The 14,057-nt window shown below is 32.6% G+C and carries 11 protein-coding genes; 5 read left to right on the forward strand and 6 right to left on the reverse strand.

Features of this window, described 5'->3' with window-relative positions:
• Positions 1-15 precede the first annotated feature (15 nt).
• The 3 genes from ABN099_RS02325 to ABN099_RS02335 are packed head-to-tail and all read left to right on the forward strand — an operon-like array spanning position 16 to position 2,978.
• Positions 16-972 carry a hypothetical protein gene (locus tag ABN099_RS02325; RefSeq protein ID WP_349462095.1) on the forward strand — a complete coding sequence of 319 codons (957 nt, stop codon included), beginning with the start codon at positions 16-18 and terminating at the stop codon, positions 970-972.
• Positions 959-1,972, forward strand: coding sequence for a phage integrase (locus ABN099_RS02330; RefSeq protein WP_349462096.1), 1,014 nt, complete (start codon positions 959-961; stop codon positions 1,970-1,972). The genes ABN099_RS02325 and ABN099_RS02330 overlap by 14 nt, the downstream gene beginning before the upstream one ends.
• Before the next feature lies 1 nt (position 1,973).
• A complete protein-coding gene (locus ABN099_RS02335) occupies positions 1,974-2,978 on the forward strand; it encodes a hypothetical protein (RefSeq protein WP_109910911.1) in 1,005 nt (334 codons plus the stop codon).
• 384 nt (positions 2,979-3,362) lie between these two features.
• Here ABN099_RS02335 and ABN099_RS02340 read toward each other — a convergent pair whose 3' ends face one another.
• The 5 genes from ABN099_RS02340 to ABN099_RS02360 form a co-directional block, all read right to left on the reverse strand.
• Positions 3,363-4,052: a fimbrial biogenesis chaperone gene (locus tag ABN099_RS02340; RefSeq protein WP_349462097.1), complete on the reverse strand. Its 690-nt coding sequence runs from the start codon at positions 4,050-4,052 to the stop codon at positions 3,363-3,365.
• Positions 4,053-4,054: 2 nt separating this feature from the next.
• On the reverse strand, positions 4,055-5,437 hold the full coding sequence (locus tag ABN099_RS02345; protein ID WP_349462098.1) for a fimbrial protein: 1,383 nt from the start codon (positions 5,435-5,437) through the stop codon (positions 4,055-4,057).
• Entirely contained in the window at positions 5,434-7,962 is a 2,529-nt protein-coding gene (locus ABN099_RS02350) for a fimbria/pilus outer membrane usher protein (protein WP_349462099.1), read from the reverse strand. The genes ABN099_RS02345 and ABN099_RS02350 overlap by 4 nt, the downstream gene beginning before the upstream one ends.
• 13 nt (positions 7,963-7,975) lie before the next feature.
• Positions 7,976-8,701 (reverse strand): fimbrial biogenesis chaperone, encoded by a 726-nt coding sequence (locus ABN099_RS02355; RefSeq protein WP_349462100.1) that lies wholly within the window; start codon positions 8,699-8,701, stop codon positions 7,976-7,978.
• Positions 8,702-8,764: 63 nt separating this feature from the next.
• On the reverse strand, positions 8,765-9,295 hold the full coding sequence (locus ABN099_RS02360; RefSeq protein WP_349462101.1) for a fimbrial protein: 531 nt from the start codon (positions 9,293-9,295) through the stop codon (positions 8,765-8,767).
• A 776-nt stretch (positions 9,296-10,071) separates the two neighbouring features.
• On the opposite strand from ABN099_RS02360, the gene ABN099_RS02365 reads away from it, so the two are divergent.
• Positions 10,072-10,911 carry a hypothetical protein gene (locus ABN099_RS02365; RefSeq protein ID WP_349462102.1) on the forward strand — a complete coding sequence of 280 codons (840 nt, stop codon included), beginning with the start codon at positions 10,072-10,074 and terminating at the stop codon, positions 10,909-10,911.
• 297 nt (positions 10,912-11,208) lie between these two features.
• Complete coding sequence (locus tag ABN099_RS02370) at positions 11,209-12,036, forward strand: hypothetical protein (protein ID WP_349462103.1); 828 nt, start codon at positions 11,209-11,211, stop codon at positions 12,034-12,036.
• Between the two features lie 104 nt (positions 12,037-12,140).
• On the opposite strand, the gene putP is transcribed toward ABN099_RS02370, so the two are convergent.
• Positions 12,141-13,625 carry a sodium/proline symporter PutP gene (putP, locus tag ABN099_RS02375; protein ID WP_349462104.1) on the reverse strand — a complete coding sequence of 495 codons (1,485 nt, stop codon included), beginning with the start codon at positions 13,623-13,625 and terminating at the stop codon, positions 12,141-12,143.
• Positions 13,626-14,057: the final 432 nt, after the last annotated feature.

The following is a 14,057-nucleotide window of genomic DNA, read 5'->3' on the forward strand; positions in this document are numbered from 1 at the left end:
TAGATAAGGATTATCATGATGAAAAATATTTTTTTTGTGCTGAAAATATTAATACTTTTATTCCTAACTTTATTTTTTATTACTGGTTTAAGTCTCACTTTTTCACCAGAAATAGAAAATAGAGGTGTGTCTATATTTATGTTAGTTGTTAATGGTGCGTTAATTATAGGTTTATTATACATTTGGTTTTTCCATAAGAAAAATACCACAATAAAAACAAACATAAATCCAGAAAATACAAATACTTACAACAAAGAAACACAACCAATCCATAACACCGATTCTGATATTCAAGCAAGAGAATCAATAAAAGCACCTAAAATAGCAGAAAGTACTCATACAGAAGATAAAACAGGGAATGTTATTGCTGATGATATTAAAACTTTTGTTATGGAAAATGGTAAATCTCTTTTATGGCAAGGTATAACAAATCAAGCATCATTTAGAATCAGAGATGAAACTGATAAAATCTATGGCATATTTACACGATTATATATATACGATGACGGTGAATTCTATTTAGAGCTCACAGACCCCAGCACTGGTGAAGCAACTTATATTCCTGAGAAAGAAATCATTACAGCAATAACTATCGGGTCATCAAGATATGACTTTAAAGATCTTTGTAAAAAGAAATTTAAATTAGATTTACATGAACTTTTTGAATATGCGAAAGATGTTAGATACAAAGCTAAGGAAATTAAAGTAATAGCCGAATTTCCTCCTATGCAAACTACATTTACCTATTTGTCTAATTCAGGAAAAATTAGAAGAACCGTAGATATAAATCAATACAAAAAGAATGGTTATGGTGATGAGTATATAGCTGGTTATTGTCATGTAAGAAATGAACACAGAACTTTTTCTGTTAGAAACATTCAAACAATGATGGCAACTGATGGACACAAAAAATACTACTTTCATGATTGGTTAAAAAATGTAGTTGGTATAGATAGCGATGGCAATAAATAAACAACCAGATGGTCGTTGGCAAGTTGAGAGCTACCCTAACGGTAGAACAGGCAAGCGTATTAGAAAAGTATTTACCACAAAAGGCGAAGCCATTTCATTTGAACGTTATATTCTTGAACAAACAGAAGATAAGCCGTGGCTAGGTGAAAAAGAAGATAAACGTTTATTATCTGAGTTGGTTGAAATCTGGTTTCGTGCTCATGGTATTACATTAGCTGATGGCGAAAGCCGAAAGCAAATGATGTTATTCGGTTGCAAAGCAATGGACGAACCTTTAGCAACAGAGTTTAATGCTAAGTTATTTTCTGTTTATCGTGAAAAGCGATTAAGCGGAAAAATTACTCGTGCTGATAGGATCAAGTCCGTTGCTCCACGAACAACAAACCTTGAACTAGCCTATTTTCGCGCGATGTTTAATGAGTTGCATCGATTGGGTGAGTGGAAAGATGATAACCCATTAAAGAATGTTCGCTCATTTCGTACTGATGAATCAGAAATGGCGTTTCTTTCTGATGAACAGATTATCCAACTGCTAGAAGAATGCGATAAAAGCAAAGCGAAAGACTTATCTATTATTGTCAAGATTGCGCTTTCTACTGGAGCACGTTGGTCAGAAGCTGAAGGTTTAACCAGTTCACAAGTTACTCCTTACAAAATTACATTTACCAAAACAAAAGGTAAACGTAATAGAACTGTACCTATATCAGAAGAGTTGTTTAATGAAATTCCGAAACGTAGAGGCCAATTATTTACGCCCTGCTATTCTGCTTTTCGTTCAGCAATAAAACGAGCCAATATTGAATTGCCTCATAGGCAATCATCGCATGTTTTACGACATACTTTTGCCTCACACTTTATGATGTCAGGCGGTAATATTTTAGTTTTACAGCGAATATTAGGTCATACCGATATTAAAATGACTATGCGATATTCGCATTTCGCCCCAGAGCATTTAAATGATGCGCTGATGTTTAATCCTTTGGTGAAGTTGAAGATATAAAATGGACTATCTAATTACCTATGGTATAGCGATATTATTGCTTGTTTTATGTATTTGGTGGAATTGGGATGTTGTGAAGTTAAATTCTCATAGTCTTCATTTACAATGGCTATTTTGGATTGCTGTTATTTTTCCTATTTTATCATGTGTGTATTTTGGTTCTATAATTTGGTATGAGTATCCATTAGAGGTATCAAAGAATGGATATAATAACTTTTTAGAAATAAGTAAGTTACCACTTTATCTTTTAGCTGGATCGCCTATTTTAGGGGCTTTTGTGGCTAGCGCTCATCGTTCTTATCAAACTGATATCCAAATAAAAACAGCAGAGAAACAATTAATAGAAGCTCAAAAGAAAAATAAAGTTGATATGTATATATCTAATAAAAACTATATTCTAAAAGAACTTAGCTTATTAAAAAAAGATAAATATAAAGTTAAAGATAGGCTTTTACTATACAAGAAAGCATTTACCAATATAACTACTTATGAAGAAACTCCTAATAATATTTTTTACTCTGAATGTAGTAAAATTATAGCTAACTTAAACATAGCATTAGAATTATTCATTGTTAAATCACATGAGAGAATTTTTGATAATATTGATATAAATAATCCAGATAAAGATTATTACTTATCCATTTCATTACAAATGAATAATTTATTAAATTATTTGCATATAGCAGAAAATGATTTTTTTGCTAAATTACCAAATAAAAAAAATGAGTATATTGAAAAAATCCAATTGTATTATGACAGTCATGATATGTACACGGAATCAGAATCTATCAATAGAGGTGCCTATCAATATATGCTCCAAGACCTTGAATCAAATATTATTGATTCGATTGATTTTATTGATAACTTATTTCTTATTCTTTTAAATTATAAGACTAAAAACAATCCAGTACTAACGCAAATAGCAACTATTAGAGATACAATCAAAAAATTACAAGCACTTAATGGCGACAAAGTGGCGACAGAAAACCAGAACAACCATGAATAGTCATAGCTCATCGTTTTCTAACTTACTGAAAAACTTATAACTTATTGATTTTATAGTAGTTAGAATACTACTCTTAATCAATTGGTCGGGGGTTCGACCCCCCCACGACCCACCATTTTTATGCTGATAAATCAGACATTTATGCCACTTAGTAATAAGTGGCTTTTTTGTTTTTATCGCTAAGTGTCGCAAAAGTGTCTATTTGGTTATTAAAAAAATAGTTGTGCTTTCTTTTTTATCTCAGCAATTTTATTTGCTCAGATTAGTGGATGATTAGCACAACCGCCATTGAAATTTAATACTGAAAATATATTTTTAAATAAAATATATCACTAGCTTTATAGCAAAAGAATATTATAAGTTTTATTTATATTTTACTGTAAATTAATTTAATGCTCTTTCATCACCAAATATACCACCAGCATCATCAATCAATGCATAGCTGATTTTTTTTATATCACCACTGTCTAATTTCACCTGCTGCTTTGAAAAAGGTGCCAGCATAGGAATAATAATAGTGGTATTGTCATTGCCACTCGCAGATTGCACAGTGACATAAAATGGTGTTGGGTTTTCAATAAGTAACTGATTATCTGATTTTTTGAAAATGAGTGCTTGGCTAACATCCACAATATTCATTTTTAAATCATCTGGTCGATAGAAAACTTTTATTTGTAATCGAACAACAACATTAATCAAATTATCATTAGGGTTTTTATCCGCAGGTTTCGGTGTGATTTCATATAAATTAAGCCAATACAAAGTCTCTTGCTCTTTATTTGTATTAGTAAATTTATTAATTATTCGTACAAACTGTGATTCCCCCACCTTTAATTGTAATACTGCGGGTAATGATAATGCAGATACATCAGTTATTGTTTCTGGTGTATTCGCTGGATCACCATCATCGACCCACGTTTGTACAATAACGGGATATTTCCCGTCATTTTTTATATTTAAAGAGGCTTCTCTGTCTGAATGATAAAGTACAACTCTTGAACCATCTAACGCTAAATCCGCATTAGCAATAAAAGAAAAACATACCAGTAAAATAAATATGCCAATACTTTTCATTATTATTGTACCTGTATAATAACTTGCAGCGTTGCACTAAATTTCCCTGCTGTTATTTGTTCTCTAGGGAGTGCTTCAAATGAGGCGTATAACATTTTAGTAAATTCAGAGATACCGTTATTATAAGAAAGTGATCTCGCATCTTCTAAAACAGGTGACCAACCATAGCCAGGACCTTGTCCTTCACTGGCTAATGTTGATAATAAGTTTAATGGCGTCCCAGTTGGTCTATATATCCTTACGCCAACACCTTTTGCCATATTTTTATCTGTACCATAACCATCTGTTACTAAATGTGTTATGCCACTTCCATTTGGTACAGTTAGTCCTAATTCAAGCGCTTTATTTACATTAGCAGGACGGGGTAAAAAACCCATTGCCGTTTGCCCTACCCCCGTACCACTAATCATATTACTCACACCATCATTAGCAGGTCCTGCAATTTGGCAGTAAAAGTCGATATTAATGGGCATGGTAAGTTTTTTACCACTCGCTAATTCATTAATTGCAACAAGAGGAAATGAAACATAAGGGGTTACATTGCGAACAAAACACGTTGCTGAATTTCTAATATAAATACGACGAGACATATTAACGGCGGCAGGCCAATAAGCATAGAAGCCATGGTAATTTGAAGCGTGATCAGAGCCATCTTTCAATAAATAAGAAAAATTAGAGCTTTGAAAAGCGATATAGCCCGCAGGTTGGTTTATAAAAGTAATAAGTCCATTGCTTGATTGTACTGGTGGCATATCACTGGTTCTTTCATAATTAATCTTAAATAGCTCAACTTCCATATTTGAAAAGTCTTTTGCTTTTACTAGTATCCAGCCAAGACTATCTCTATCTAAATTAACCAAAGGGCGAGATTTCCAATATCGACTATAATACTCACCCGTAATAGTATTTTTAATCCTAATTCCCAAACCTCTCGCAAGGCTAATATAGGTATCATTTAATCCTAAAGCAGGGTTAACTAATTTGTTACCACCATATAGATAGTCACCATTAGTAGAGTAAAACTCTCTTAATTTACTCTCTTCATCTGCGGTACACCTAAATAATATTTGGTCAGGATCATAGGTTTCATAACCGGCTTCTAGCATGGTAATAAAGCCACTTGCGACTAATGTTCCTGGTGGTTGAAACTGGTCATTATTAACATTAATGATTTTAGGTGTGCTTCCCATCGAACCCGAATCATCTCTAGCACCTTGCCAACTCTTTGCAGTTCCTTTTCCTGGTTCAGTATAATAATTATGCCGAGGATTTGTATTTATTGCTGTTATTTTATAACAAGTTGCCGCTGCAAGCGTAGGAAAAAGTATCAACAAACATAATATTGATGTTTTAAAAAATGATGAATACAAATTATTTAATCTCATAAACATTGACCTGATAATAAGATAAGTTTGTCTGCTTCTTTTTCTTCTGGGATTAAATAAGAAATTTCGCAACTCTTGTTTTCTTTCCCCACTACCAGTACACCTTGTTTCTGCTCTACTCGTGAATAAACTTGATTTCCTTGCCCAACCATACCAACAATATGGCCTTCTTTATCAAATACATTTTCACCTAATGGTAATTGAGTTTCAGGCTGTACTGAAATTAATACTGGATAACCTATTCTTGTTTTGAAAATAATCTTAGTACTTGCACCTGAGTAAGGTGCTATCTGTTTAGTATTCTCTAGTAGCTCAATATTATTATTCTTAATATTTTTCCCATCTAAGCTAACATTGTTATATTGATAAGGAACTAGCGAAGGAACAATCGCGTAACCAAAGGGATCAATACGCGCCCCCATACCATTACTCACACTCGCTCCATTGGCGCCTTTAGCTTCAATTAATGCAAAAGAGTCACTAATACGTGGACCCAATGTTAGACCGCCACTATGTGCAACTAGCGCACCTTGAAGACCAACACTACCCTGAGTATAGTTTTTACCATTAGAAATACTGCCTGATAGCGTTGTAAATGGCAGTTGCTTAATAAGATGAAGCCCACTTCCTATTGTTTTATTTTGCGTATCGTAATCTGCGTTAGCACTATAAGATAGCGTCTTGTCTTCGCCTAAAAGACCTGAAAGATTGGTCTGATAACTCGAATCATCACTAGAGTGACTGGAAGATAATGACAACATTGGCGCATAGTCTGACTTACCTAATGGAACCGAAACCGATAACATCACCATATCTTCTGACGTTGAATCATAAAGAGCAGGTGTAAAGGTATTATTGGCAATTATCTGACCTGTTTTTTGACGACTATAGGCAATGCTATAAGCAATATTATTATAACTATTTGAATAACCGAGCTGATATTGAGCATCATGCCCTTTATTACCATAATAGTTATTAATTGAACCAGAAATATAGAGTTGCCCCCACTTATCAAGGGATTGATTTACACTTAATGTAAATTGACTTTCTTGATTATAGCTATTGGAATTCCACTCCATGCCATTTTTTGCACTTTGTCTCACTCCTAGCACATCATTATATTCGCGGAAATTTTCTGTAGAATATTTATATCCGGCAAGTGTAATCACTGTATTCGTTGGACTAAATGTACGGCTATAACTCACACCTAAACGACCACCTTGGTAATTTTTACCATCAATATCTGTATTAGAAAACGCGGAGTTAAATCCGAATGCCCCTAACTGAGTGGCAATAACAGAACCTGCAAATATCGCTTGATATTGATTACCGATACGTAAGCCTGTATTTAATGTAACGGTATTATTTAACCCATATTGCAAAGCAAGATCAGAAAAATAACTATTTTGTGAGCCAAAATCATTCACTTCACCCGCAGAAAAATTATATTTAAATTTTCCAGCCCTTACTGATTCAGGTAACGCGGTAAAAGGAACGGTAAAAGAAGAAACTTTTCCATTTCCCTCAAAAATTTCAACTAATAAATCACCTTCATAACTGGTTGGATAGAGATCATTTATCTCAAATTGACCTGGTGAGACCGTTGTTTGATAAATCTCTGTACCATTTTGTTTTATGACTACCCTAGCTGTTGTGGTAGCAATCCCTCTAATTACTGGCGCATAACCTTTTTGAGAATCAGGCAGCATTCTTTCATCAGACATTAACTGGAAACCTTTAAATGCAAGGCTAGAGAACTGCGCCCCCATAGTATAAACATCGCCCACAACTAACATAGATTGCAGCGATACAAGGGGTTTCTGTAAATAAGTTCTTATCCAATTAAATTCGCTGTTGCTACTAGAAGGAGAGGAATTATAAGAATAAGAGGCTTGCTGACGAAATTGCCAAGTTCCTAAATTAACGCCCATATTCAAGCTGGCAAATCCATAATCTGACGTTTTACCACTGGCTTTATTCTTATAGTAGTTCCCTGAGTAGTTAGAAAACAACATCGTGTTGCCAGAATCAAGGTCAGCTTCATTAACATAACCTTGTGGCGATTTTTTTAATAAAATTTGAGGAACCGCAATCGTAATTCTAAAATTAGAGGCATCAAAGGTATCAGTGATATCTTTATGAAGCTGACTTAATACTAAACAGCGTTGACCGCTCTCATCAGTTTCGTTATCAATTAAAATCCCCATTTCATCTATTTGCTGTTTAGTAAAACAAGGGATTACTTTATTCTTATCATTTGACTGAAAAGTAATTACTTTCCTTTCAACAAAACGGCTATTAATATAAATATCTACATCATAATCACCAGCAGCAATATAATTACTATCATTTAATTGATTGAGACTTATTTTATTGCTATTTCCCAATAATAAATCAGGATCAAACTCATAGTCTTCAGCGAAAGCTGAAGGTAATAAGTTAGTAAAAGAAGTAGATAAGCTGATTAACAACACTATTCTTATATGCTTATTTACTACTTTCAAGCCTTTATTGATAGTTTTCATTTAAAAAATCGCTTTAGTGAATTTGATATTTTGCGTTATTCTGTCCACCTAGATCATTTAGATATTTATAACTTATTTTATTTGGCAATAAAGTAATAACGTTATTTCCTTCACTAACTAATGTATCAACTGATAGTGGAGCTACCATCATCGGTTTAAATTCATATTTTTGTCCTGATTGATTAGTTGCTTCAAATGAGGAAAAAGAGACAAAAAATGGTGAATCATTTTTTATTTTTATTTTTCCATTTGCATCCACTGAAAAAGATATTTGTTTCTCAATATCATTCAAACTAGATTCAATAGCCGTTGGGCGATAAAAAACTTTCAAACGATGATGTACAATAACGGTAAAACTATTACCTTCTTTAATATCTTTATTCAAATCTTTAGGTGGGATTTGTGCAATATTTAAATAAAATATCGACTCTCTATCTTGAGGTAATCCCTCCCCTGTATAGATCAACCGAGCATCTCGCCCTGTTTTAGGATCAATGCGAAACACGGGAGGTTGAATAACAAAAGGTGCATCTGCATTATCTGGCGTTGAATTAGGGTTATTCTTATCAGCCCATAATTGCATAATATACGGAATATCATCATTATTCATAAATTTTAAAACTTCAAATTTAGAATCTGATGCATATACAATTCTTGTTTTCAGCATGGTGACACTAGAAAATGACGCTGTGCTATAACATAAAAAAAGAGAAGCAATTATCATTATTATTTTTTTCATTATTAATCTTCCTCTTACAGACAAAAAATGTCTCCTTTTTTTAAAAAAGGAGACAACAAAATATTATTGATAAGAGATAGAATACTGCACACTACCTTCTACTTTCCCTGCTGTTGCAACATCATCTGCGTAGTAACGAACGGCATAATCATAAGATGCAGATTTTTCATTAGCTTTTAAAACAAGCCCATCATTACCAACACCCGTTAAATCAATTTTTGTTCCTGTTTTAGCTGGGTCAATAATTTCTAAACTCACATTATTATCAGCAGCAGTATTTCCGATGCGACCATCTGTTGTCAGATTATTTGCAACAAAAATAGTTTTGATATTAGTATCAGTAGGTTTTGAACCAGTACAACCACTTACACCAATTGTAAAAGGAGTTTGTCCTGCTGTTTTACCGGCAGTATCTAAAGCACTAACAGGAACTGTTGGTAATAAGATAACAGGTAATGCTGAATTACCATTTACGGTTACGGTACAAGTTTCATCAGCGACTTCGCCTTGAAAACGAATTGTATTATCTGACGCTGCATAAGAAGTAGCGGAGAAAACACCTGCAATAATTGAAGCAAGAAGTATTTTATTCATAAAAAGACTCTCTCTGGTAATATATCTAAATAAGACTAGTTTATGGATTTATTAAATAGCAGATACAAACAATAGAATAATGTAGTTAATAAACCACATTATTTCATATTTATTACGTAAGAATGTGTAAGTATTTATGATTATCTACTTTTTTACTTGTAAAATGCAACTTTTTTACGCCATTTTAGGTGTATTCACTTATAAAAATCATTAATAGAGAGTCTTTTTATGACTAAAGCAATCTTTAAATGATTTATTTTATATTCCTATAAAGTCATACTAGGATTAATATTAAAAATTAATTTATCTTTTTTATTTTTGATTTTTATCATTTTTTAAAATAAATATCTGACGTTTTTTATAATCAATATATTAATAAAATGGAAAAAACCATCTATTTTTAAAATTGAATTACAGATAAATTAAATGTATTTTAATTAGCACAATTAATAAATTAATTTTTCTGCCTTACATTCCCCATTTGATTAATTACTTTATTAAACATCTTTTATTGTTATATTATTTAAATGTTATTAATAAGTTTTTATAATTAATTTGTAGTGGTTTCTTTATCGACAAAATAGATAATCCAATTAATTTCCATCGCCATACATTCGTAAAAACATCAAAATTAAGTGATATTACCTATTGAATTAATGTAATAACTCATATGGTTACTAAAAAAACAATTTTCATTTATACTCTTTTGATAACGCAATTAAAGTAACTCAACTGATTTGCACACCTAATCTGATTATTACAACATGGATGCCTTTATGAAATCACGATTACTACTCACCTTCTCACTTTGCACGTTGGCTTCTTTTCCTCTACTCGCAAATGCATCAGTCCAATGTAATGAAGTAGATAAAGACATTAACTTTGCCAATAACTCGATTGTTACCCTAGAAGCGTTTACGGGACCGATAAAATCTATTGTTATGACGAGTACTCTACCTTCAGATGGTAGATTTAAAGCCATAAAAAGTGAGATAACGTTCGATGAGTGCGGTAGCCTCACCAAATATCACGCCTCTTTGCAAGAATATACATTTGGTAATATCGAAACCAATATCATTAGGATGTCTGAAAGTGCCCCTTACGATTTTAAATACAAGTACCAATTAAAAAATCGTAACTATACTCATACCTTCTATGTGAATGAAATATTTGGTAAAGATGCTAATAACCTAATTAATAAAAAAACATCAACGTTTTACAACGCTGCTGGTGAACCTATTGGTAAAGATATTTCTCAATTTACCACTAAAGAGAATAGAGTCGTTTTAGAAAAAGTTAATATAACAGACGCAGCTGATACAAATCAGAAAACGATTCACTACGAATATGACTCTCAAAAAAGGCTATTAAAATCTATAGAAGATAATATCGTTACATTAAGCTTTAAATATGATGAAAATGGCAAAATTTTACGTCAAATACAGTCATTTAAAGGCTTTCATGATGAACTAAAAACCTATGATTTTACTTGTAATGAATGGGATAAATATAATAATTGCTTAACTTGGGATTTAGAAAGCACGATTAAATTCGATGATAGAGTGGTTAACTACAGTAAAGCATTAATACATAACCAATTTGAATACTACCAATAATATTTTGCTATTGTTTTATTTGCAATTTCTTAGTTTAACTTTCAACATAAAACCAGTCTAATAAAAATCTTAGGCTGGTTTATATCTAATGATTTACCTCACTGTTTATATTCTAAAAAAGACTAACTTCAATACTTTCATTAAAAAATAGTTTATGTAAAACTACTTAAACCTATTAATGATAAGTACAATACTTACTAAAAAATAAAACTTCCCGTATACTCATCCAAAAAATGATGGAAGTAACTCCGCTAACTTACATCCTTTAGATTGGTATTTTTTAAAATGGCTAATTTTATGAAATTAAAGTTATTTTCTATTTTTTCACTATACACACTAGGCTCTTTTTCCGTGTTTGCTACACCCATATCTTGTACTGAAAAACAGAAACAGATAAATGTAGCCAACAATATCGTCACTATGCTTGATTTCCATAATGGGCCCGTGAAATCGATTATAACGACGAGTACACTCTCTAAAGACGGTCGGTTTAAAGCCTATCAAAATGAAACAAGGTTAGATGAATGCGGTAGCCTGACCAAACATGATTTTTCGGCACAAGAATATATTCATGAACATATTGAAACCAATCTTATGCGAATGCCTGAGCCTTATAATTTAAAGTATAAGTATCAACTTAAAAATCGTAATAGAACTCATACACTCTATTTAAATGAAATATATAATAAGAACGAGCAAAATCAGCTAACGAATAAAATTGCTTACTTCTATGATGCTAGTGGTCTTTTGCTGGGTTCAGAATCAAGCCAGTTTTTTTATAAAAACGGCTATATCATTACAGAAAAAGTCACCAAATCTGATGCTGGTAATAAAGGTAATACCGTAAATTATCAATATGATACAAAGAATAGGCTATTAAAAGTCGTTGAAAACAATGAAACAACATTAGAATTTACTTATGATAAAGACGGTAAGGTTCTACATCAGTTTCAGTTATTTAGTAGTCTATATGATGATATTAGAGAGTTTAATATGACGTGTAACGAGTGGGATAAATATAATAATTGTCTTACTTGGGACTTAGTGACTACCGTCAAATCTAATGATCAAATCATTAATACCACTAAAGCCGTAATACATGATGCTTTTGAATATTACGAATGATCCTCTTTTTATCCGGATACTTTATAAGACCTTTTTACTGTAAAAATACCGCCTCATTTATTCATTAATGGGCGGTATTTTATTAATGGACTCTCATTTTACAATTAAGTATTTTGATACTCGGTTTCTACTTCATTAAAGCGTTGCTGATTTTCAGCACTTGGTGCTTTCCCCATTAAACTCACCGCAATAATAGCGATAGATGCAAAAATAAAGCCTGGAATAATTTCATATAAACCAAACCATTTAAACTGCATCCATACTAATACGGTCAATGCACCAATAACCATACCTGCAAATGCACCATTACGAGTCATACGTTTCCAAGTTACTGAAATCAGAATAACAGGACCAAATGCAGCACCAAAACCAGCCCATGCATTACTGACTAAATCGAGCACTTTATTATTCGGATCTCGTGCTAAGAAGATAGCAATAACCGCGACAAGCAGTACCATTCCACGACCAACCCAAACTAACTCTTTTTGACTCGCATTTTTACGAATAAACGGTTTATACAAATCTTCAGTTAATGCGCTCGCACACACCAATAGTTGACAACTTAACGTACTCATTACCGCAGCCAATATTGCTGAAAGTAATATACCGGCTACCCATGGATTAAACAGTAATGAGGCTAACTCCATAAAAATACGCTCATTCTTTGCCATTACAGCGCCAGCTTGGTCTGGATTTAATTCAAAATAAGCAATACCAAAGAAACCAACGGCAACCGTTCCCCCTAAACAGAGGATCATCCATGTCATACCAATACGACGCGCTTTACGAATAGTTTGATTAGAATCAGCAGCCATAAAACGCGCTAAGATATGAGGTTGTCCAAAATAACCTAATCCCCAAGCTAATAAAGAGATAATGGCGATAAAATCGAGACCTTTAAACATATCAAGATAGGAAGGATCTTTAGCTTTAATTATTTCAATCGACGTATCTATGCCACCCACAGAGAAAATCACAATAATAGGTGTAAGAATAAGTGCAAAAATCATTAAAGTTGCTTGAACAGTGTCAGTCCAACTAACTGCAAGAAAACCACCAAGGAAGGTATAAGCAATTGTGGCTAATGCACCATAAATCATGGCTTCATGATAAGGAATATGAAAAGTAGATTCAAACAACATACCACCAGCAACAACCCCTGAAGCACAATAGATAGTAAAGAAAACCAAAATCACTAGTGCTGAGATAATACGTAACATTTTGCTTTTATCGTCAAAACGTGAAGTAAGATAATCAGGCAGTGTTAACGCATTATTATTTTTTTCTGTTTGTAGTCGTAAGCGTCCAGCGACTAAGCGCCAATTTAACCATGCACCAAGACATAATCCTATAGCAATCCAGCTTTCAGAGATCCCAGCAAAAAATACCACACCGGGTAATCCCATTAATAACCAACCACTCATATCCGAAGCGCCCGCAGAAAGTGCAGTAACCACACTCCCTAAACGACGACCACCAAGAATATAATCATCAAAGTTTTTTGTTGATCGATATGCAAGATAGCCGATAAAAAGCATACCTAAAATATAGATCGTAAATGTAATTAGCATTGGCGAATTTAAAGCCATAATCGCGGTTCTCCATAAATCTGTTTACGATCAATTTGTATGCTTTTAACAAGCACAGGAACGTTGCACTTCGTTGCACAAAAATGACCTTATCAGTTTTTAATTAAAATAGTTTCTTACAGTAACAAATAAATCACTCACATCAATCCTAGAATAAATTTGATGCTTTTAACAAGGCATTAACTTTTAAATGTTTAGTTTTTGTATGTAACTTCACACTATTAATCTTAATTCGTACAAATACGGAAATAGTAACAAAATAGATTTTATACCTATTTCATTGAATTATCTATATTATTTATTTGTTACGTTATTATTTTATTTTTTATCTAATATAAAACCTGATTACTTTCACATTATTTATAAAAATATTGTTAACAAAGTTGCACAATGTTGCAACATGAATGATATTAATAAAAATAACTGGTAACG

Origin of the sequence: Proteus hauseri, from assembly GCF_040139125.1 — a bacterium.
Taxonomy (GTDB): domain Bacteria; phylum Pseudomonadota; class Gammaproteobacteria; order Enterobacterales; family Enterobacteriaceae; genus Proteus; species Proteus hauseri_B.

What these genes read in the sequence shown, in the direction of transcription:
- ABN099_RS02355 (WP_349462100.1), bottom strand. Translation starts at nt 8,701, where the DNA reads ATGAAAAAAATAATAATGATAATTGCTTCTCTTTTTTTATGTTATAGC.
- ABN099_RS02330 (WP_349462096.1), top strand. Translation starts at nt 959, where the DNA reads ATGGCAATAAATAAACAACCAGATGGTCGTTGGCAAGTTGAGAGCTAC.
- ABN099_RS02345 (WP_349462098.1), bottom strand. Translation starts at nt 5,437, where the DNA reads ATGAGATTAAATAATTTGTATTCATCATTTTTTAAAACATCAATATTA.
- ABN099_RS02340 (WP_349462097.1), bottom strand. Translation starts at nt 4,052, where the DNA reads ATGAAAAGTATTGGCATATTTATTTTACTGGTATGTTTTTCTTTTATT.
- ABN099_RS02335 (WP_109910911.1), top strand. Translation starts at nt 1,974, where the DNA reads ATGGACTATCTAATTACCTATGGTATAGCGATATTATTGCTTGTTTTA.
- ABN099_RS02360 (WP_349462101.1), bottom strand. Translation starts at nt 9,295, where the DNA reads ATGAATAAAATACTTCTTGCTTCAATTATTGCAGGTGTTTTCTCCGCT.
- ABN099_RS02370 (WP_349462103.1), top strand. Translation starts at nt 11,209, where the DNA reads ATGAAATTAAAGTTATTTTCTATTTTTTCACTATACACACTAGGCTCT.
- ABN099_RS02365 (WP_349462102.1), top strand. Translation starts at nt 10,072, where the DNA reads ATGAAATCACGATTACTACTCACCTTCTCACTTTGCACGTTGGCTTCT.
- putP (WP_349462104.1), bottom strand. Translation starts at nt 13,625, where the DNA reads ATGGCTTTAAATTCGCCAATGCTAATTACATTTACGATCTATATTTTA.
- ABN099_RS02350 (WP_349462099.1), bottom strand. Translation starts at nt 7,962, where the DNA reads ATGAAAACTATCAATAAAGGCTTGAAAGTAGTAAATAAGCATATAAGA.
- ABN099_RS02325 (WP_349462095.1), top strand. Translation starts at nt 16, where the DNA reads ATGATGAAAAATATTTTTTTTGTGCTGAAAATATTAATACTTTTATTC.